This window comes from Synechococcus sp. W55.2, from assembly GCF_047461635.1.
Lineage (GTDB): Bacteria > Cyanobacteriota > Cyanobacteriia > Thermostichales > Thermostichaceae > Thermostichus.
This window is the reverse complement of the sequence record NZ_JANSHM010000010.1, coordinates 21,393-39,794: the sequence shown is the minus strand read 5'-3', so window position 1 is coordinate 39,794 and position 18,402 is coordinate 21,393. Positions and strand designations below refer to the sequence as shown.

Here is an 18,402-nt window from a genome sequence, read left to right as displayed (position 1 = left end):
CGATCCCTGAGCCTCATGAGTTGGGTTCAGACGCCGCAAAAAAGCGATCCAAAGCCTGCAGCAAATCCGGTACGGAAGCTTGGTCAATCCAGGATCGAATATAAGCCTGCTGCTCCGCCAAGTTTTCAATGCGGCCCAACTTTTGCATGGCCAAGTAGCGGGTTTCTGCCTCGGCGCGATTGGTTTGCAAGTCCAGCCGCTGCTCCGGGGTCAGCGGATACTCTGTTTGGGCCAACAGGTGATCGGCCACCATCATGAACAGCAGAGGCCCCGCCAATTCCACCTGAGGCTCGGCTTCTGGCTCAGAATCAGCAACAGCGAGATCTTGGAGATCTTGAAAAAGATCCTGACCCAGTTGCAGCAGCTCCTCTGCTGAAGCCGCCCGCAGCACCGTCTCGGCAGCAGCCCGCAGCGGCTCTGGGGAAACCCTGTGGTGGATGGCCAATTCCGCCAGGGCCTGTTCCCATTGATCCCGTTGGGCTTGCACCACAGCCCGCTCTTCTGGAGAAAAGTCCAACCGCTCCAGCAACACCTGCAGAGCCACAGCCCCCACCAACAGGGGGGGGAAGCGCAGCACCGTAGAGGCGGATCCCGCCTGCTCCAAAAAGGCTTCCAAATCCGGGCCAGATCCCCTGTCCAGCAAGTCCTGCAAGTAGGCCAGCACCTCTTGGGGCGAGGTCAACCTGAGGATCCCTCGCACCTGTGCCCGCAAGTCTGCCGGGATCCCAAGGAGCTGCACCTGGGCTTCGGCCCGCGCCTGTGCTTCTGCAATCAACTCCGGCAAATCTGCCGTTGCCCGACCGGCCTGCAACAAAACCTGGCTAGAGTCCTGCAACAGGCTGGCCGCTTCCACAAACAGCAGCACCTGCGGGACTTGCAGCGTTGGCCAAACCATGCTAGCCAAGCTGTGGATCCGCAGGGGATCCCTCCGATTCTGGATTGGCTGGCGCAGCGGGGTGAGCTGAAGTGGGCTTGTGCCAGTGCAGACCGATCAGAGCATCGTACAAAAAGCCCCAAAACTCTCCCTTCTCCCAGATCCCCAGCGTTTGCTGGCAGTTGCGCGCGTCCAGCTCAGGTTTGGCTGCCCAGTAGGCTGCTTGGTATTTGTACCAGGGAACAGAAGGCCAGAGATGGTGGATCAGGTGATAGTTTTGCCCCAACAGCAGAATGTTGGTCAGCCATCCGGGATAGACGCGGGCATTGTACCACCGCTCTTGGGATTGAAAAGGGCGATGGGGCAGGTAGTCAAAAAACAAGCCCAGCAAGAACCCCATGATAAAGGCAGGGGGTAGCCAATAGTTCATGATGTAGTCAGTGTAGCCGAAGTAACCGGCCAGACCAAAGGTCAGGATAACCACCAGCCGACTCAAGCCCCACTCCAGCAGATCCCAGCGACCTTTCCGCCAGAGCTGCCGCTTAAAGAAAAACACCTCATGGTAGAAAAACCGCGGCGCGATCAGCCACAGCGGCCCTCCCGTTGAGACATAGTGATCTGGATCGTCTTCAGGATGGTTGACGTGGGCGTGGTGCTGCATGTGTACCCGCTTAAAGACGGGATAGACAAAACCCTGCAACAGGGCAGAGCCGTGTCCGAGTGCCTCGTTCAGAAAGCGGTTGCGGTGGGCCGAGCCATGGGAAGCATCGTGAATCACCGTGCCCAGAACATAGAGGGCCACAAAATTGAGCCAGAACACCATCCATTTGGGCCAGTGCCAAAAGGCGTACCCGCCAAAGCAAGAGGCCGAAAGCACCACCGCAGCCAAAAACATCAGCAAGGTGGGATTCCAAAATTCCGAGGGTGGCCCCAACAGCTCACGAGGCAATGCGAAAGGTTTTTGGGCTGGTTCAGCAGTAGCAGCAACAGTCATCGGCAGCCATCCTTAGGTGCGCACAGTGCAGACAGAGAGGATGGGTCGAGGCAGCGCGTCCCAGTCATCACACCGAAAAGAGATCGAAGAGATAAGTTTGTTAACTTTCGTTAGTATACGGCAGAGACCTGCCCAGCTTCTCAGCCCAAGCCTTATTTTCCTCACAACCCCAGCCATGGGGGCACCTTCCTCTCCTGGCCAAGGATTCCTGAAGGATCCCGGCAACGGCAAACTGCCCCTGAAGCCAGAGAAAAGCCGTAGTGTGAGGTTTTGTTGCAATTCATGTGCAGATTGCGAGGGGATCCCAGCAGGAGGGGTAATCTAAGGGTCGGTTAACCTGAGCTGAGGACGAAAACCATGATGCCTGTTGTTGCGCTGTTGGCTCTGACCGCTCAAACCAGCCCCTGGTCCCCCCTGAACGCCGTGATCATTCTGCTCTGCACAGGGCTGGCTTACTTGAGCTTCAAATCCTCCTCTGGAGTGGCCTCAGAGACTGGGCCGGTACTGGGAATGACCTGGCCAGAAGTCATCGGGGTTGCCAGCTTTGGCCATTTGTTGGGAGTGGGGGTCGTTTTGGGCCTCTCTAACATTGGCGTTCTTTAGGCTGACGCGAACGGAAGAGGGAACGCCTGGGGAAATAAGCACCGCTGTTGTGGAGGGACAACCCAACACAGTAAGTGCTGTCGCAGAACCAGGAACCAGAATCCCTTGCCTGTAGGCAGGGGGGTATGTCAAGTTTCTTGAACTTGGCCGGGATCCCTGCTTGGTGATGTTACACTCTATTTCGATTCTGAAAAAAGCAGTTCCTTCAGCCGCGTTTTCCCCTGAGGTTTGTTGCCATGTCAGCGATGATGCTCCTGGCCAGTTTGCCGGAAGGCTATGAATTGTTTGACCCGCTGATCGACATTTTGCCGATCATCCCTGTTCTGTTTTTCCTGCTGGCCTTTGTCTGGCAAGCGGCAGTGGGCTTCAAGTGAAGCCATCGCTCCTGCTGAGGTCTTGTCCGGAGGAAACTCAGGCAGGGCCGAGGTGCTTCCCCCCAGCTCCTCTCCCAGGTTGGGGGGTTTGTTGCTATACCCCGGCAAAAGCGACAAGCCGTCTTGTCACTGGTCAAAAACGTAAATGCCAATGACTCCCAAAACTGGGCCAGGGATCCGGCGCTAGGGCTCACGGTCGAGGACACCGGTAATCCAGAGAACCCCTGCCAAGCAGACGAAGTGGGCAAACGTCACGTTGATGTTGGCGGCCAGCAGCAGCACTCCTGTCACCTGGTTGGCCTGGGTGCGGGAAAACATGCGCGCCAACAGCTCGCCCACTTGGGCTTCCATACCAATCAGAGCGAGGAAGGCCCCAATGAGGCTGATATAGGTGACCAACTGCAACTGCTTGGGCAGATCCAATTGGCTTAAGGCATCGGCAGAAGCTGAGCGGCGCTCCGCGTGGAGCAAGTAGCGCCAGTTGAAGAACAGACCGGCTGCCAGGGTGAGCAACGTAAACAAGGTGAACCAGAAGGCGATGATAGCCCCCAGCGAGTCATCTCGATAGACGGTATTCTGGCCAATTAAAAAGCCGAACCACAGCAGCAGCGCCGTCGCCCCCAAGATCGCCTGGAACCAAAACCCGAAGCGACGAGTCAGGCGCAAGCGAGACTTCATCCGCTCGACAGCCGCCCGCACTGACGGCGACATGGGCTCGTTCATCTTTTTCCCCCGCTCGCCTGGATGAACAGCAACTTCCGCTTCCAGCCTATCTTTATCCTCTGGCCCCAGTCACTTTTATCGGGCTGGCGGTCGGGGATCCTCGCTTTGCAGGCGGAGAATTTCGGCCTCAATGCGCTGTTTCAAAGCTTTGCCCTCTTCGGAGCGGATCAAGAGTGTGATGCGGTTGTAGTCGGGCACAGTCATACCGTGGCGAGTGATGATCTCGGTCGCGGTGCGGATGAATTCTCGCCGGATTTGGTCTTTGCTGGCTGGGTCGTTTGTGGCTTGGGAGCGCTTTTGGGCCTCTTGCCGGTGGGGCTCCATCTCCAAGACGATACGGGCGTACATTGTTACCTGCTCATCGCTCAACACCACAGAGGTGGTGGGGGTTTGAGCCAAGGCCAGAGAGACAGTGAGCACAGGGATCCAAGTGCAAACCCAGATCAAACCCACCAGCCCTTTTTGGACCACGCTTTGGATTGGAAATGCCGTCCACCGTCTCCGACTTGCTTTGCCTGACACCGCTGATGTCTCCCCACCCGCCAACTGTTGCTCAGGTTGCCTAGGGTTTTTGTGAGCTTTCGGCCCCACGCCGGTTCAACACTCTGATGAACCCCGCGGGCTTCGATCCTATCTGCTCCTCTCTGTGAAAGCCCAGGGCGTCGTCCACGCTGACAACTGAGCTTGCTTTTCCATTTGACCGAAAACTGGTCTTTAGGTTCCAGTTCCAGTCCCTTTCCAGCCTATCTGACACCCAGAAGGGAGTGGCCTCTGGGATAATGGGGATGAATTGTTGGTTATTGCCCCTATGCATTTGGAACGTCGCCCGGTTTTCCCGTTTACGGCCATCGTCGGCCAAGAGGAGATGAAATTGGCCTTGCTCCTCAACGTGATCGACCCGCGCATTGGCGGGGTGCTGATCATGGGGGATCGCGGCACGGGCAAATCCACCACCATCCGCGCTTTGGCCGACCTGCTGCCCCAGATCGAGGTGGTGAAAGGGGATCCCTTCAACAGCCACCCGCGGCAGCGGGACTTGATGAGCGATCAAGTGTGGGAGCGCCTGCAGGCGGGAGAAACGCTGGAAAGCACTTGGATCCAGGTGCCGATGGTGGATCTGCCCTTGGGGGCAACAGAAGACCGAGTGTGTGGCACTCTCGACATTGAGCGGGCCCTAGCTCAGGGGGTGAAGGCTTTTGAGCCAGGGCTACTAGCCAAGGCCAATCGAGGCATCCTTTACGTGGATGAAGTCAATTTGCTGGATGACCACTTGGTGGATGTGTTGCTGGACGCGGCGGCCTCAGGCTGGAACACCGTGGAACGGGAAGGCATTTCCATTCGTCATCCGGCTCGGTTTGTGCTGGTGGGATCCGGCAACCCGGAAGAGGGGGAATTGCGGCCTCAACTGCTGGATCGCTTTGGCATGTTCGTCCAGATCGAAACGGTGCGAGATGCTGCCCTGCGGGTGCGGATCGTGGAGGAGCGCAGCCAGTTCGACGCCGATCCCCAGGCTTTTTTGGCCAAGTATGCCGATTCCCAGCAGCGCCTGCGGGAGCGCATCGAAAAAGCCCAACATCTTTTGCCCAACGTGGCAGTGGATCCCGACTTGCGCTTGAAGATCTCTGGGGTATGCGCGGCTTTGGAGGTGGATGGACTGCGCGGAGACATTGTAACCAACCGGGCTGCCAAAGCCCTGGCAGCTCTAGAGGGGCGCAGTGAGGTCACCGCCGCCGATATCCGTCGGGTGATCAGCCTGTGTTTGCGTCACCGCCTGCGCAAGGATCCCTTGGAAACCATCGACTCCGGCTACAAGGTGGAAAAAGCCTTCAGCGAAGTGTTCCAGGTGAGCCTAGAGAGCGCCGCCTAGCCCTCACCCCCCAGCCCCTCTCCCAGGGGGAGAGGGGAGTAGGGTGGCTGCTAGCTTGTCGGCAATGGCGGCAATCCAGGTTTGCTCCTGCCGGCTGAAGCTGCGTGGGGTATCGCTCCCCAAAATCAAGCACCCTCGCTGGCCGATGGGCTGGCACAGCACGGCCTGGGATCCGGGGGGCAACAGGCCATCGAACTCGGCGCGGGCCGGGAACAGCTTGAGATCCACCAAATACACGGGCCGCCCCGTCTGCAAGACCCGCTGTAAAACGCTCTTGGGCTGAATGGAGGGCATCTGGCCGGGGGTGGCTAGGATCCCCCGTTGCAGGAGGGTTCGCCCACCCACCCAGATCACCACGGTGCGGGCGGCGGTGGTGCTGAGCAGGGTATGGGAGGCCCAAGCCAGCTCCAGTTTCTCGCTTTCGGAAAGATCGGGATGCCAATCACAGCCGGGGATCCCCTGCAGGGGGGCCGTTTGGGGTGGAAGAGGCTGGATCTGCTGCCACAGCAGGCCGGTCAGGATCAAAACGGCGCTGAGGAGGATCCCCAAGGCATCTGAACGGGACTGGCTGGTAAGCAATTCCGGCGTAAAGGCCAGTCGATTAATAACCAAAAGGACGCTGCCCAAAAGGCCGGTCACCAGAGGCAGCCGCCTCACCCAGCGATTGGGATCCCTGGGGGCTGGAGTGGGTTCAACCGTCAAGGCAGGCTAGGCATAACCTAGAGGAAGTAACGGGAGAGAAGGGAGAAGCTCTTTCCTCTCTGCTCCCTTGAAGATTAAAGAACTGAAGTTCAGTATAAAGCCAACTCAGAGACGGCTCCAAATGCCAAGGCGCTCCTGCTGGGCTTTTTCTTGTAGGCCACCGTAGTAGCTGTCGTACTTGATGTTGTGGCTGTAGGGGATGATGCGGGCCAGGCCATTGCGCACCAACATGGCGTTCATCTGATGGCCTTCTAACCAGACATAGGCCTCCACCAAGCCCGTAGCATCTACGTTGCGCAGCAACTTATCCCCTTCCAGCTTGACGGTGCGGTAGAGGATGCGCTCCCGCATCAGTTCAATGGCTTGCTGGTAATAGGGGTTTTCTTCCGGGCTGAGACCCTCGATCCCGGCCAACCGGATTAGGCGCATCTTCTGTTCCCCTTCGATTTGCACTACTAGGGTGTCGCCGTTGACCACCCGCACCACAACCGCATCTGGGTAGCGATCGAAGCGGTGGTTGTCGAAGTAGAACGGGGTATCGGGAACGACCCGGGGCTCTCCAAACCCGTGGCTGGGAAGGACGGGTATGGCCAGAAGCAATCCCAATGCAGCAGAGCCGAGAGCAATACGCTGGAACATGACCTTAATCCCCCACTTTGGACGCAGCCCCCTCTTCTTTTCCCGCCGGGGAGTTTCCGGTGGCAACGCTCAAAGTGTAATGGTAGCGGCAACTCTCCAGAAAACAATCCCACCGCAGATTTGAATTGGCCAGCAGTAGATCCGCCGTTGGTTGGGTTGCCCAAGGCTCCCAGGCGACTGAGCCATTCCTGCTCGCTTTTCTTCAGTTCCCCGGCTCTCCCCGCAGTTGCTGGGCAAATTTGTCGGCGAACTTGTCGCTGTCGAAGCGAGCCTGCGCGTTTTGAATGGCTTGGTGAATGCGCCGCTCGGTCGCGTCCGTGGTGCGGAGCACTTTGCACCCATCTCGGGTGTGGGTATTTGGGGTATAGCCGGGCTGAGGGTAAAAGCTTGGAAGCCCTTCTCTACTCTAAGCCTTGAATCACGTTTTTCTTTCTGCTTCTCCCAAGGCGGCTCCGGCGGTCGTTGCCAAGGTATTAAAAGTTCCACGGCTCCTGCTCTCTTTGGGAGACATTCTGAACTCAAAAAGAGGCTCTGGGGTGGTTATTTGTAGAACCCAAGCTACTACGCGGGTACAGCGGGGCAAGTTTCCGGAGAGGTTATCAAGCGCTACACAGAGGCTCAGAAGACAAAGCAAGGGGGCGATTGAGTCCCTTTGGTCACACTCAAGGCTCATATCCATGCTGGCTTACAAGCTGAGGCAGTTTTGAGGGACGCTCTGTAGCTGCTGTCAACCTGCCGTGAACCTAGGACCGCTGAGATAAACGATGATAAAAACAGCAGTTGCTGTTAACCCTCCGGAGTTCGAAGCCTAGGGATCCCCTCCATGACTTCCCAGATTCAGCCCTGCACACGCGAACAGATCTTGAATGGAATGGGCATCACCACCCTGTTTTCGGCTCTCATTGTGGGTCTCTGGATCTGGCTGGGATCCTCCTTTCCCGTGCCGTTTCGCTGGGATCCCCTAGCCTTGGCGTGGGGGGCAGGGCTGGGACTGGGGGTGGCTCTGCTCAGCGGCGGGGTTTACCGGCTCTGGCCAGCCTATCGTCGGGCAGCCACTGCCTACTTACACTGGGTGGCGGATCCCTTGCAGTGGGGAGATATCCTTTGGGTGGGCCTGCTGCCGGGCTGGAGCGAGGAATGGCTGTTTCGCGGTGTGCTGCTGTCAGCTCTGGTGGCCAGCCCCTTAGGGTGGACAGGCGGGATCCTGCTGAGCGGCCTCTTGTTTGGCGCCTTGCATTGGCTGGGATGGCAGGGCTGGCCCTATGCCGTCTGGGCCAGCGGAGTTGGTATCCTCATGGGGATTGGCTTGTGGCTGTCGGGAAACCTGCTGGTCACCATTGTCGCCCACACCCTTGTCAACTGGATTGGGGTTTGTGCCTGGAAATGCTTTTTCTCTCAAGCGGAGCCCTGAAGGATGCAGTTTTCCTGCTCCCCTCTTCCCTTATGGGAAAGGGGTTGCCTGTAAGCAGCGCAGAACCTTGGGCAAGTGCCGCAAATTGAGCTTAACTTACTTGTCGATGCCTTCCTGTCAATGCCCCACCGAGATCTCCTACAACTAGTTTGGGGATCCTTCCCATGGCTGCGCGTGGGGCGATCCTTGCTGCTGGTCGGGCTGGTGGTGTACGGCTACCTGCTCTGGCTGGGCTGGTTTCAATCGGAGCGGCTGATCTTTCTGCCCCAGCCCGCCAGCTATCGAGATGGGGACGCCATTCTCAAGCTCACGACCTCTGATGGGCTGCAGATTTCAGCGGTATATCTGCCCAATCCGGCTGCTGCTTATACCCTCCTCTATAGCCATGGCAACGCTGAAGACTTGGGGGATATCCTGCCCCGCTTGGTGCACCTGCAGCAGGCTGGGTTTGCCGTCTTGGCCTACGACTACCGCGGCTACGGCACCAGCGAAGGGATCCCTTCCGAGGCCGGCGCTTACAAAGATATCGAGGCCGCTTACACTTACCTAGTTGCCCAAGGGATCCCGCCGGAGCGGATCTTGGTCTATGGAAGATCAGTAGGGGGCGGGCCCTCGGTTTACCTGGCAGCGCAAAAACCAGTGGGCGGCCTGATCCTGGAATCTACTTTCGTGACTGCCTTCCGCGTCTTGACGCGCATCCCGCTGCTACCTTTCGATCGCTTCGACAACCTCAGCCGCATGGCCAAGATCAATTGCCCGCTGCTAATTTTGCACGGTACCCAGGATCGTCTAATCCCCTTCTGGCATGCTGAAGCCCTTTACCAAGCAGCACGGGATCCCAAACGCTTGGTGCCCATCGAGGGAGCCGATCACAACAACTTGCTGCAGGTGGCCAGAGAGCGCTATGTCGCCATCCTGCACCAATTCGTGGCCGAGCTGGTGGATCCCAAGCTGCAGGCAGGCTGAGCAGCAACTGCCAATGTTCCCTTCCTTGCGTAACTGGGAGGTCGCGAGCGGGAATAGGAATGGTGGCGTTAACTGGCCTTTAAGCTTTTTGAGCCAGCAATTCTTGCAACAGATTCTGCGCCGTCTCCATAAAGCGCATCACATCGGGATGATGGCTCCAGATGGGGTCATTTTCAGGAAAAACCTCCAGCGAGAACATACCCTGCACTGCCTGGAGGTAGGGCAGCAGGATGGCATAGCTGGCCTGGCTGAGACCAGACCTCAGAACCTTATCCAAGAGCTTGAGCATCTGCCGTACCAGCTCCCAGCTCACTTTCAAAGGGGGGTAGAGCATCACACAGAGGGGAAACAGCTCCTGCTGGATAGCCGCCATGCTGCCTTCTAGGGCACAGAGGCCCAAGTACACCTGAAACATCTCCACATCGCGGATGCTGGAAATCCGCACGTTCAGATCTGTCAAGGGACCGCTTTCGCAGTGATAGTCCGGAAAACGTTGGGCTACCTCGGCACAAATGGACTCTGCCACGCTGGTAACCAGGGGCAAGAGCTCTTGAATAGCAGCCAAAGGCGCAGAAAAGTGATCGCCTGCCTGGGCGGCAGCGGCCTCGTACATCCTCTGCAAAGGCATGTACAGGTGGTCATCCATAACCTTCAAGTAGGGGTGGAAGAGACCCCGCTCCTGGGGCAGCAGAGCCTGCAGGACCATTTGCCCCGTGTAGTGAAATTGCATGCTTAAAAAGCCAAGTACCCGCGGATCCGGCTTGCTGTAGCGAGCCCGCAGCTGGCCACAAGATGGCGCGATCTTTACCGAAAAGCGGGCTGGTGAGAGGCCCTCCCCACAACTTGCTGCTGCCTTTTCAAATAACTCCTGGGAATCCTCGGCAATTTGCCAGGGATCAATCAAGTCCGGATCCAGCCGCTGCCTCGGTATTTCAGCAGCCAAGAGCCGCTCCGTCTTCGCCCAGGCCTGGGAGCTGGCAAAGCGCAAAGATCCCTTCACCTTGTCAGCTAGAGGGGCGCCTGGCAGCTCGCCCAAGGCAGCCTGTGCCCGTAGCTTGTCTACATATTTTTGCGCCCACAGGGTGGCCAAGCTGCAAGGTGTAACGGTTTCTGCGTCTTGCCTCAATTCTTCCATGGCCTACCTTACGTCAGAGGATCTAGTGTTACCTAGCATACTTCTAGGGGGCTACCGCTGCAGCAAAGAACTTAAGGAACGTTAAGATCCGCGCAGCAATTGTTTACGTTCTGCCTAGGCGCAAGGCGTCAGGGAAGAGGAGGAGCAACTCCCTCCCGCCAGCAAGAATCTTAAAATCACCTGCAATCCGCTCGGAAAAGTGGAGTTATGTGGCAAGATCGGGAGGGATCGGGTCGAAGGATCCGGATCCCTGTCTCACCGGACTGAACCCTTTTACGGAGGATCAAGAGCGTATGTCTCTCCGACTTGGCGATACTGCTCCCAATTTCACGCAAAAGTCTACCCACGGCGAAATCGATTTCTACTCTTGGGCCGGGGATAGCTGGGTGGTGTTGTTCTCTCACCCCGCCGATTACACGCCGGTCTGCACCACAGAGCTAGGCACCGTTGCCAAGCTGATGCCCGAATTTGAAAAGCGGGGTGTGAAGGTGATCGCCCTCAGTGTGGACGATGTGGACTCCCACGTGGGCTGGGTGAAAGACATCGAGGAAACCCAGAACACCACCCTGAACTATCCCATCTTGGCGGATGCAGACCGCAAGGTTTCTCAGCTCTACGACATGTTGGATCAAACCAACATCAACCAAGAAGGGCTGCCCCTGACGGTGCGCTCGGTGTTCATCATCGATCCCAACAAGAAGATACGCCTCATTCTTACCTACCCGGCCAGCACAGGCCGCAACTTCGACGAGCTCCTGCGGGTGATCGATGCCCTACAGCTGACGGATAAGTACAATGTCGTCACCCCTGCCGACTGGAAAGACGGTGACGATGTCATCATTCCGCCTTCGCTGAAAGATCCGGAAGTGCTGAAAGAGAAGTTCCCAAAAGGCTATCAGGAAATTAAGCCTTATTTGCGGGTCACCCCTCAGCCTAATAAGTAGTAAAAGCCCGAACACCAACTTTGACGGGCGCTTGAGAAGGGATCCCTTCGTCGGGTAAAGCTGGGATCCTTTTGGTCTGGATCCCCTTATCGGGGATCCTTATTTACTGTTCGGGGAAGGAGGCTGCCTCTGCTGCTTTTTTGGCCAGCTCATCTACTGTGAAGTAGCGATGAAATTTATCCGTCACGCGCAACCAAGGGGAACGGCAGCCTTCTTTGCGATAGCGGGTAACGAAGCCTTTTTCTACCAGCTCTGCCACGTGCTGATAAGCACCTTGACCGCGCAACTCCACCAAATCGGCTTGCGAGAGGGGGCCACGCAGAATGATTGTAGCCAGGGTACGGGTAGCACCCACCCCAATTTCAGGGGGTAAAAGCTGGTTGGCCAGCTCCAAAAACGGCTCCCGCAACTGCAGGGCAAACCCTTCCCCCACCTGTAGGACTTCCAGGGCAGAATCGCGATGGGCATAGTCTTCCATTAATTCCAGCAGCGCATCGTAGGCTTCGTCGCGACTGCAATGGGCCAACTGGGCCAGGGCGGATAGCTCCAGGGGCTGCCCTTTTAAGTAGAGGATCGCTTCGATCTGATTTTTCAGGGCCAAGACACGCTCCCTCTGACCTTGCCTTTCCGCCAACAAGGGATGCGAAATCGACTTAAGAGAACGCGGGGCCATTGCAACAAGGGATCCGCTCAACTTGCTCCGTAGCATAGCAGCAGTTCTAGGCTGAGGGATCCCTTGGCCAAGCGGGCCGGATCCATCCTCGCCTTCGAGCTAGAACCCTACCCCTGATGCCACCACCATCACCACCACCGCTGCAAAGATAATCAAAGCGTAAAACTGGGCCTTGCCGCTCTCCAGGTATTTCATCGCCTCGCCGCTCACCATGGTCACCAAGCCCGTCAGGTTGACCACACCATCCACAATGCGGCTGTCCACCTCCAGCGCCTCCCGTGCCACGAAGCGGGTGCCCTGCACAAAGACTCGCTCATAGAGGTCGTCAATGTACCACTTGTTGAGGGAGAAGTAGTAGAGCGGCTGCAGGCTTTGGGGGAAGGTGCCCGGGTCGATGCGCTTTTGCCAGTAGATCAAGCTGGCCAAAGTGATGCCGATCAGCCCAATGCCCACGGAACTACCCGCCATGATTAGAAACTCTGCCCAATCGAAATGGCCCGCCAGCACCTCCTGCCACTCTGCTGCCACCAGCGGTAAAATCGAGCCTGCCTCTGCCACAGACTCAGTCGGTGGGTGGATGAAAGCTTCAAAGAAGTTGGCAAAAGGGGTACCCACCAGGCCAATCAGCACAGAAGGGACGGCCAGAGCCAACAGCGGGAAGGTCATCGACCAAGGGGACTCATGGGGCTCTGAGGCGTGGCCATGCCCATCGTGTAGGTTTTCCTGAGCTTCAGGATGGCTGCTGGGCTGGGGTTTTTCTTGAATGTTCATGGCTCCGGGGCCAAAGGCCGGCTGTTTCCCCGCGAAAACATAGGCAAAAGCCGGCACAGGACGACCCGCGCTGACAGCCACCTCCTGCCGCAGTCTCAGGTTGGTGCCGCGAAACTCCCCTTCAAAGGTGAGGAAATAGATGCGAAACATGTAGAAGGCAGTGATGCCGGCGGTGAGGAAGCCCACCCCCCACAAAGCTGGGTTCCGTTCAAAAACAGCGCCCAAGATCTCATCCTTAGACCAAAAGCCGGCGAAAGGCGGGATCCCACAAATGGCCAACGTGCCGATCAAAAACGTGATGGCCGTAACCGGCATGTATTTGCGCAACCCCCCCATCAGGCGCATGTCTTGGGCCAAAACCGGGTCATGGCCGACCACCGCTTCCATGCCGTGGATAACTGAGCCAGAGCACAAAAAGAGCATCGCCTTAAAGTAGGCGTGGGTCATCAGGTGAAACAGGCCCGCCCCATAGGCCCCACATCCCATAGCCATGACCATGTAGCCCAGTTGGGAAATGGTGGAGTAGGCCAAGCCCTTTTTGATGTCATTTTGGGTGATGGCAATGGTGGCCCCCAAGAAGGCTGTGCCCGCCCCCGTCCAGGCGATGATGTCCATGGCCACCGGGATCCCTTCCAGCACTGGGAACATGCGGGCCAAGAGGAATACCCCAGCCGCCACCATCGTCGCCGCGTGGATGAGAGCCGAGATAGGCGTGGGACCTTCCATAGCATCCGGCAACCACACATGCAGGGGGAACTGGGCCGACTTGGCCACCGGCCCCAAGAACACCAACACCGCAAACAGGGCAATTAAGCTGCTGCTCACCGCTCCGGCAGCCAACATCTCCTGCAAGTTGCGCCCGATCTCGTCAAACGCGAAGGTACCGGAAATCCAGTAAAAACCTAAGATGCCCAACAGCAGGCCGAAATCTCCCACCCGGTTGACCACAAACGCCTTTTGCGCTGCTTCTGCCGCTGCCTGCCGGTCGTGCCAAAAGCCAATGAGCAGGTAGGAGCACATCCCCACCAGCTCCCAGAAGATATAGATCTGCACCAGGTTGGGGCTGACCACCAAGCCCAGCATCGAGGAGCTAAATAAGCTCAGGTAGGCGTAGAAACGCACATAGCCGGGATCGTGGGCCATGTAGCCATCGGAGTAGATCTGCACCAGAAAGGCCACCGTGGTCACCACCACCAGCATCATGGCGCTCAGGTGATCCACGACAAAGCCCATGTCCACCGAGAAGGATCCCGCCTGGGCCCAGGTGATGGTTCTGAGGACGGTTTCGTGCCCTTGCACCTGGCTGACCAAAAGGGCAAAGGCATGAACCATCGCCGTCCCGGTCGCGAACACGCTCAAAAAGGCAGCCAAAGAGCGGTTGGCCCTTGTCCAGGCGTTGAACATCAGGATGCCTAAGCCGAGTAGAAAGGCCGCCACCAAAGGATAGACGGGGATCAACCAGGCGTATGTGTAGATGAATTCCATGGGAAATGCTTCTGAATGCGTCCTCTCACAGCAACGAACCTGCTCTGCTAGCCCTGCAATTGGCCGGTGGGAGTGTCTGGTGGGCTGGCATTTGCTCAACTGCTTCTGCCATTGTAAACTTTTGCGACAGAGTGCGGATCCGGATCCCGAGCATCAAGTCCATCACAGCAGAGGCTTTTCCCGCAGATCAACCGGGATCCCCGCAGCTAAATCTGTAAATATCCTAAAGAATCGGCTCTGAGCCGAAGCCGACGGTCGCAGGCCAAAAGATGACAGGGATCCCTTGCGAGCGCTACAACGAAGGCTAGATCTACTGGCGGTCTGGAGAAACTACCCATGAGCTTGAACCTGGTGACCTTGGTGGGGCGAGCCGGCATGGATCCGGAGGTGCGCTACTTTGAGTCGGGCAAGGTGGTCTGTACTTTTAGCTTGGCGGTCAACCGATTCCGCAAAGGGGAAGACAAGCCCGATTGGTTCAGCCTAGAGTTGTGGGACCGCACTGCCGAGGTGGCGGGAGAGTATGTGCGCAAAGGCAGTCTTATCGGAGTAACGGGCAGACTGAAGTTTGATCGCTGGACAGACAAATCCACCGGAGAAGAGCGCCAGAGGCCCATCATCGCTGTGGATCGGCTGGAACTGCTGGGATCCCGTCAAGACCGCGACGCCAACCTGCCCCCCGAAGAGCCGTTTTGACTTGTCTGGCCGGAGCCGGGCAACCTCAAGGTTTGGCTCTGCCCAAGCATCGCCTGCATTCCTGCACCACTTCTGTCAAATCCTGGCTGCACCAGGGATAGTCCAACGGGGGTCGGCGGATCACCCACAGAGGGATCCCCAGGGTTTTGGCCACCGCCTGCTTGATCCCCAGCCCGCCTGCTTCCCCAGAGGCTTTGCTGATCACCACCTGAGGGCTGAGCTGTTGCCAAAGCTGTAGTTCCTGCTCCAAGCTGAGGGGCAAGCGCATCCCGATCACCCGCTCGGCAGGGATCCCCGTTTGCACCGCCTGGGAAACCGATTCCGGCAGCACCCGTGCCCACAGTTGGCAGCGATCTTGCCAAGGCACAAACAGGGGCAGCACCTTCACTCCCACCGTCAACAGCACCCGCCGCCCTGCCAGCACCGCATCTGTGAGCACCCCCTGCCAATCCGGCACCACCTGGACCCAGGGATCCAGCTCCAGAGGAGGGCGTTCGTAGCGCAGGTAGGGGATCCTCAGTTGAGCCGTCACCTGGATGGCCAGTTGCGAGATTTGCTGGGCAAAAGGATGAGAGGCATCCACCACTACGCGGATCCGGCACTCTTGCAGGAATTGTTCCAGAGATGGCGGCGAAAATCGGGTGACCACCACCTGACCAGGCAAATCCTGATACAGTCTTCTGGCCCCTTCGGTGGTGACGGTTGCCACCCAAGGGATCCCCTGCCGGCTGAGGGCGTCGGCCAAGCTGCGGCTCTCGCTGGTGCCCCCGATCAAAGCCACTTCAACTGGACTACCAACTGAGCTCATGGTGTGTTGCCAAACTTTGACGCCCGTAGATACGATCAAGATCACCGGCTGGAGGCAATTGCTCATGATCGAGATGCATGTGGCTGGGATTGCGGTCGATGCCGTCAACCAAAACCCCATTGTCATCCTGCGCGATGGCAGTGAGCGTCGTGCCCTGCCCATTTGGGTGGGAAAAGCAGAGGCCAACGCCATTTTGCAGGCCCTGGACGACCAAAAGCCACTGCGCCCCATGACCCATGATCTCATCCTCAATTCCTGGAAGACGTGGGGGATCAAGCTGGAGCGAGTCATCATTCACGCGTTGCTGGATAACACCTTCTACGCGGTGCTCGTCACCGTGAATGGTGACAAAAAACAAGAGATCGACTGCCGCCCCAGCGACGCCATTGCCCTCGCTCTGCGGGCCCATGTTCCCATCTGGACGGTGGAAGAGGTCATTGCGGAAGCCTCGATCCCCATGAACCAGGATGCCGACGAAGCAGAGCGGGAGGCCTTTCGCAAGTTTGTAGAAAATGTAACCCCCAGAGACTTTATCCGCAGCTACCCCATGACCGACCATCCCACCGAAGCCGACAGTTAAGCAGCTAAGGCGGATCCCACCCCCAGGGATCCCGGCAGACAGGCCATGCCCCAGGTTGCCAGGTTAACGGTCTATCCCATCAAGTCCCTGGATGGGATCTCTTTGTCTGAGGTGAGGCTGACGGCGGGGGGGACTTTGGAGGGGGATCGGCGCTACGCCCTGGTGGATGCGGAGGGGAAGCGGGTGAACGGCAAACGCCATGCTGCAGTCCACCGCCTGCGGGCCCGGTTTGATCCCCAGTTGGGCCAGGTGCAGTTGTGGGGGGATGGCAAGACGGCCCAGTTTGACCTGCAGCAGCAGCGGGATGCTTTACAAACTTGGCTCAGCCACTGGTTGGGCTTTCCGGTGCAACTGCTGGAGGATCCTGTCAGGGGATTTCCAGACGATCCCTATGCCGACGGCCCCACCCTGATCAGCACAGCCACTCTGGAGACGGTGGCCGGTTGGTTCCCCAACTTGACCCTGGAAGCGGTTCGGCAGCGCTTTCGCATGAATATCGAGCTGTCGGATTGCTCTGCCTTTTGGGAGGATCGTCTCTTTGCCCGCGCAGATCAAGGGGTGCGCTTTCGCATTGGGGAAGTGGAGCTGCTGGGCCTCAACCCCTGCGCCCGCTGTGTGGTGCCCACCCGGGATCCCCTGAGCGGAGAGGCCTATCCCGGTTTTCAAAAGCACTTCGTAGCGCAACGGCAGAAAACCTTGCCACCCTGGGCCGAAGCCAGCCGCTTTGACCATTTCTATCGCCTTGGGATCAATACGTGGATCCCGAGAACGGAGGCGGGCAAGCACCTGAGGGTTGGGGATCCCGTCGAAATCCTCGGGGTTGAACCCCTCAGCCTTTACCCTGAGCTGAATCGAACCCCAGGTTAGTTTCCGACCTACAATCAAGCTAGAGCAGCTCTTTTGGCTTGACCAAGCTATGCAAACCCTGGATCGGCCCAACGCCCCCACCCAGCAGCCCTACCCAGAACCGGTCTATCCCCGTCGCCCCACCCGTACGGTGGCCGTAGCTGATGTGTTGATCGGCAGCCAGCACCCGGTGGTGGTACAGTCCATGATTAACGAGGACACCCTCGACGTCGACGCGGCAGTGGCCGGGATCCGCCGTCTGCACGAGGCAGGCTCAGAGATTGTGCGGGTTACCGTTCCCAGCATGGCCCATGCCAAGGCGATGGAGGCAATTCGGGAGAAGCTGATCCAAACCTACAAGCCGGTGCCTTTGGTAGCCGATGTCCATCACAACGGCATCAAGATCGCCCTGGAGGTGGCCAAATACGTGGACAAGGTGCGCATCAATCCGGGGTTGTTCATCTTTGAAAAACCTCAGCCCGGTCGCACAGAATATACCCAAGCCGAATTTGAGGCCATTCGTAACAAAATCCGGGAAACCTTCACCCCCCTTGTCCAGACCCTCAAAGCCCAGAACAAAGCCCTGCGCATTGGGGTAAATCATGGATCCCTGGCAGAGCGGATGCTCTTCACCTACGGGGATACGCCTGAGGGCATGGTGGAGTCGGCCCTGGAATTTGCCCAAATCTGCGCCGAGCAAGACTTTCACAATGTGGTGCTTTCCTTCAAGGCTTCCCGCCCGCAGGTCATGTTGGCGGCCTACCGTCTAGCAGCCCGTCGCTTCGATGCCCTGGGCCTAAACTATCCCTTCCACTTGGGCGTCACCGAGGCCGGAGACGGGGAATATGGCCGCATCAAGTCGGCGGTGGGGATCGGAACCCTCTTGGCTGAAGGGATCGGCGACACGATTCGGGTTTCTCTTACGGAAGCGCCGGAAAAGGAGATCCCGGTGGCCTACGGCATTTTGCAAGCTCTGAACCTGCGCAAAACCATGGTGGAGTATGTGGCCTGCCCTTCTTGTGGCCGCACCCTGTTCAATTTGGAGGAAGTGCTGCAGAAGGTGCGTGCTGCAACTCAGCATCTGGTGGGGTTGGACATTGCCGTGATGGGCTGCATTGTCAATGGGCCGGGAGAGATGGCCGACGCCGACTACGGCTATGTGGGTAAAACGCCAGGGGTGATCTCCCTCTACCGCGGCAAAGAGGAAGTGAAAAGGGTGCCGGAATCGGAAGGCGTGCAGGCGCTGATCGATCTGATCAAAGCCGATGGGCGCTGGGTGGATCCCCCTTCTTCCCATTAACTCTGCTTCCCCCT

At 58.0% G+C, this 18,402-nt stretch carries 21 protein-coding genes; 10 read left to right on the top strand and 11 right to left on the bottom strand.

Going from position 1 to position 18,402, the window contains the following annotated elements:
- Positions 1-13: 13 nt before the first annotated feature.
- Positions 14-895 carry a hypothetical protein gene (locus NW828_RS03910; protein WP_414381711.1) on the bottom strand — a complete coding sequence of 294 codons (882 nt, stop codon included), beginning with the start codon at positions 893-895 and terminating at the stop codon, positions 14-16.
- A gap of 1 nt (position 896) precedes the next feature.
- Complete coding sequence (locus NW828_RS03905) at positions 897-1,868, bottom strand: fatty acid desaturase (RefSeq protein ID WP_414381682.1); 972 nt, start codon at positions 1,866-1,868, stop codon at positions 897-899.
- A 357-nt stretch (positions 1,869-2,225) separates the two neighbouring features.
- On the opposite strand from NW828_RS03905, the gene psaK reads away from it, so the two are divergent.
- Positions 2,226-2,471 carry a photosystem I reaction center subunit PsaK gene (gene psaK / locus NW828_RS03900; protein WP_011431775.1) on the top strand — a complete coding sequence of 82 codons (246 nt, stop codon included), beginning with the start codon at positions 2,226-2,228 and terminating at the stop codon, positions 2,469-2,471.
- Positions 2,472-2,707: 236 nt separating this feature from the next.
- Positions 2,708-2,845: a photosystem II reaction center protein K gene (locus tag NW828_RS03895; protein ID WP_414350277.1), complete on the top strand. Its 138-nt coding sequence runs from the start codon at positions 2,708-2,710 to the stop codon at positions 2,843-2,845.
- A gap of 183 nt (positions 2,846-3,028) precedes the next feature.
- On the opposite strand, the gene NW828_RS03890 is transcribed toward NW828_RS03895, so the two are convergent.
- Positions 3,029-3,568: a DUF3611 family protein gene (locus tag NW828_RS03890; protein ID WP_011431777.1), complete on the bottom strand. Its 540-nt coding sequence runs from the start codon at positions 3,566-3,568 to the stop codon at positions 3,029-3,031.
- Between the two features lie 75 nt (positions 3,569-3,643).
- Positions 3,644-3,988: a DUF4168 domain-containing protein gene (locus NW828_RS03885; protein WP_414381679.1), complete on the bottom strand. Its 345-nt coding sequence runs from the start codon at positions 3,986-3,988 to the stop codon at positions 3,644-3,646.
- Between the two features lie 388 nt (positions 3,989-4,376).
- Here NW828_RS03885 and bchI point away from each other — a divergent pair, with 388 nt between their 5' ends.
- Positions 4,377-5,435, top strand: a complete 1,059-nt coding sequence (gene bchI / locus NW828_RS03880) for a magnesium chelatase ATPase subunit I (protein ID WP_414381708.1) — start codon at positions 4,377-4,379, stop codon at positions 5,433-5,435.
- Positions 5,436-5,438: 3 nt separating this feature from the next.
- On the opposite strand, the gene NW828_RS03875 is transcribed toward bchI, so the two are convergent.
- The 3 genes from NW828_RS03875 to NW828_RS03865 form a co-directional block, all read right to left on the bottom strand.
- Positions 5,439-6,137, bottom strand: coding sequence for a cofactor assembly of complex C subunit B (locus tag NW828_RS03875; RefSeq protein ID WP_414355440.1), 699 nt, complete (start codon positions 6,135-6,137; stop codon positions 5,439-5,441).
- A gap of 105 nt (positions 6,138-6,242) precedes the next feature.
- Positions 6,243-6,776, bottom strand: coding sequence for a thermonuclease family protein (locus NW828_RS03870; RefSeq protein ID WP_011431781.1), 534 nt, complete (start codon positions 6,774-6,776; stop codon positions 6,243-6,245).
- Positions 6,777-6,978: 202 nt separating this feature from the next.
- Positions 6,979-7,107 carry a hypothetical protein gene (locus NW828_RS03865; RefSeq protein ID WP_414328685.1) on the bottom strand — a complete coding sequence of 43 codons (129 nt, stop codon included), beginning with the start codon at positions 7,105-7,107 and terminating at the stop codon, positions 6,979-6,981.
- A 492-nt stretch (positions 7,108-7,599) separates the two neighbouring features.
- Here NW828_RS03865 and NW828_RS03860 point away from each other — a divergent pair, with 492 nt between their 5' ends.
- The gene (locus NW828_RS03860; protein WP_414328684.1) at positions 7,600-8,187 is read left to right on the top strand and encodes a lysostaphin resistance A-like protein; all 588 of its coding nucleotides are present in this window, start codon (positions 7,600-7,602) and stop codon (positions 8,185-8,187) included.
- A gap of 174 nt (positions 8,188-8,361) precedes the next feature.
- Positions 8,362-9,153 carry an alpha/beta hydrolase gene (locus tag NW828_RS03855; protein ID WP_414381677.1) on the top strand — a complete coding sequence of 264 codons (792 nt, stop codon included), beginning with the start codon at positions 8,362-8,364 and terminating at the stop codon, positions 9,151-9,153.
- Between the two features lie 79 nt (positions 9,154-9,232).
- Here NW828_RS03855 and NW828_RS03850 read toward each other — a convergent pair whose 3' ends face one another.
- Positions 9,233-10,288 carry a hypothetical protein gene (locus NW828_RS03850; RefSeq protein ID WP_414381674.1) on the bottom strand — a complete coding sequence of 352 codons (1,056 nt, stop codon included), beginning with the start codon at positions 10,286-10,288 and terminating at the stop codon, positions 9,233-9,235.
- Between the two features lie 293 nt (positions 10,289-10,581).
- Between NW828_RS03850 and NW828_RS03845 the strand changes: the two genes are divergently transcribed.
- Positions 10,582-11,232, top strand: coding sequence for a peroxiredoxin (locus NW828_RS03845; RefSeq protein WP_414381671.1), 651 nt, complete (start codon positions 10,582-10,584; stop codon positions 11,230-11,232).
- 103 nt (positions 11,233-11,335) lie between these two features.
- On the opposite strand, the gene scpB is transcribed toward NW828_RS03845, so the two are convergent.
- Positions 11,336-11,833: an SMC-Scp complex subunit ScpB gene (gene scpB, locus NW828_RS03840; protein ID WP_414374371.1), complete on the bottom strand. Its 498-nt coding sequence runs from the start codon at positions 11,831-11,833 to the stop codon at positions 11,336-11,338.
- Between the two features lie 171 nt (positions 11,834-12,004).
- Positions 12,005-14,161, bottom strand: a complete 2,157-nt coding sequence (locus NW828_RS03835; RefSeq protein WP_414381668.1) for an NAD(P)H-quinone oxidoreductase subunit 5 — start codon at positions 14,159-14,161, stop codon at positions 12,005-12,007.
- Between the two features lie 336 nt (positions 14,162-14,497).
- Here NW828_RS03835 and NW828_RS03830 point away from each other — a divergent pair, with 336 nt between their 5' ends.
- Positions 14,498-14,854, top strand: a complete 357-nt coding sequence (locus NW828_RS03830) for a single-stranded DNA-binding protein (RefSeq protein ID WP_414381665.1) — start codon at positions 14,498-14,500, stop codon at positions 14,852-14,854.
- Between the two features lie 25 nt (positions 14,855-14,879).
- Here the strand turns inward: NW828_RS03830 and NW828_RS03825 are convergent, their stop codons facing one another.
- Positions 14,880-15,728, bottom strand: a complete 849-nt coding sequence (locus tag NW828_RS03825) for a cobalt-precorrin-6A reductase (protein WP_414381663.1) — start codon at positions 15,726-15,728, stop codon at positions 14,880-14,882.
- On the opposite strand from NW828_RS03825, the gene NW828_RS03820 reads away from it, so the two are divergent.
- The 3 genes from NW828_RS03820 to ispG are packed head-to-tail and all read left to right on the top strand — an operon-like array spanning position 15,727 to position 18,388.
- On the top strand, positions 15,727-16,242 hold the full coding sequence (locus NW828_RS03820; protein WP_011431791.1) for a bifunctional nuclease family protein: 516 nt from the start codon (positions 15,727-15,729) through the stop codon (positions 16,240-16,242). The two genes, NW828_RS03825 and NW828_RS03820, sit on opposite strands and share 2 nt — an antisense overlap.
- Positions 16,243-16,287: 45 nt before the next feature.
- The gene (locus tag NW828_RS03815) at positions 16,288-17,109 is read left to right on the top strand and encodes an MOSC domain-containing protein (RefSeq protein ID WP_414381660.1); all 822 of its coding nucleotides are present in this window, start codon (positions 16,288-16,290) and stop codon (positions 17,107-17,109) included.
- 49 nt (positions 17,110-17,158) lie between these two features.
- Positions 17,159-18,388 carry a (E)-4-hydroxy-3-methylbut-2-enyl-diphosphate synthase gene (gene ispG / locus NW828_RS03810; protein WP_414381657.1) on the top strand — a complete coding sequence of 410 codons (1,230 nt, stop codon included), beginning with the start codon at positions 17,159-17,161 and terminating at the stop codon, positions 18,386-18,388.
- The last annotated feature ends 14 nt before the right edge of the window (positions 18,389-18,402 follow it).

Bases quoted from the DNA above. Each gene is read 5' to 3' on its own strand.
- NW828_RS03820 (WP_011431791.1), top strand. From the start codon at position 15,727: ATGATCGAGATGCATGTGGCTGGGATTGCGGTCGATGCCGTCAACCAA.
- NW828_RS03870 (WP_011431781.1), bottom strand. From the start codon at position 6,776: ATGTTCCAGCGTATTGCTCTCGGCTCTGCTGCATTGGGATTGCTTCTG.
- NW828_RS03890 (WP_011431777.1), bottom strand. From the start codon at position 3,568: ATGAACGAGCCCATGTCGCCGTCAGTGCGGGCGGCTGTCGAGCGGATG.
- NW828_RS03910 (WP_414381711.1), bottom strand. From the start codon at position 895: ATGGTTTGGCCAACGCTGCAAGTCCCGCAGGTGCTGCTGTTTGTGGAA.
- ispG (WP_414381657.1), top strand. From the start codon at position 17,159: ATGCAAACCCTGGATCGGCCCAACGCCCCCACCCAGCAGCCCTACCCA.
- bchI (WP_414381708.1), top strand. From the start codon at position 4,377: ATGCATTTGGAACGTCGCCCGGTTTTCCCGTTTACGGCCATCGTCGGC.
- NW828_RS03905 (WP_414381682.1), bottom strand. From the start codon at position 1,868: ATGACTGTTGCTGCTACTGCTGAACCAGCCCAAAAACCTTTCGCATTG.
- NW828_RS03850 (WP_414381674.1), bottom strand. From the start codon at position 10,288: ATGGAAGAATTGAGGCAAGACGCAGAAACCGTTACACCTTGCAGCTTG.
- NW828_RS03825 (WP_414381663.1), bottom strand. From the start codon at position 15,728: ATGAGCAATTGCCTCCAGCCGGTGATCTTGATCGTATCTACGGGCGTC.
- NW828_RS03845 (WP_414381671.1), top strand. From the start codon at position 10,582: ATGTCTCTCCGACTTGGCGATACTGCTCCCAATTTCACGCAAAAGTCT.
- NW828_RS03815 (WP_414381660.1), top strand. From the start codon at position 16,288: ATGCCCCAGGTTGCCAGGTTAACGGTCTATCCCATCAAGTCCCTGGAT.
- NW828_RS03835 (WP_414381668.1), bottom strand. From the start codon at position 14,161: ATGGAATTCATCTACACATACGCCTGGTTGATCCCCGTCTATCCTTTG.
- NW828_RS03860 (WP_414328684.1), top strand. From the start codon at position 7,600: ATGACTTCCCAGATTCAGCCCTGCACACGCGAACAGATCTTGAATGGA.
- NW828_RS03830 (WP_414381665.1), top strand. From the start codon at position 14,498: ATGAGCTTGAACCTGGTGACCTTGGTGGGGCGAGCCGGCATGGATCCG.
- psaK (WP_011431775.1), top strand. From the start codon at position 2,226: ATGATGCCTGTTGTTGCGCTGTTGGCTCTGACCGCTCAAACCAGCCCC.
- NW828_RS03895 (WP_414350277.1), top strand. From the start codon at position 2,708: ATGTCAGCGATGATGCTCCTGGCCAGTTTGCCGGAAGGCTATGAATTG.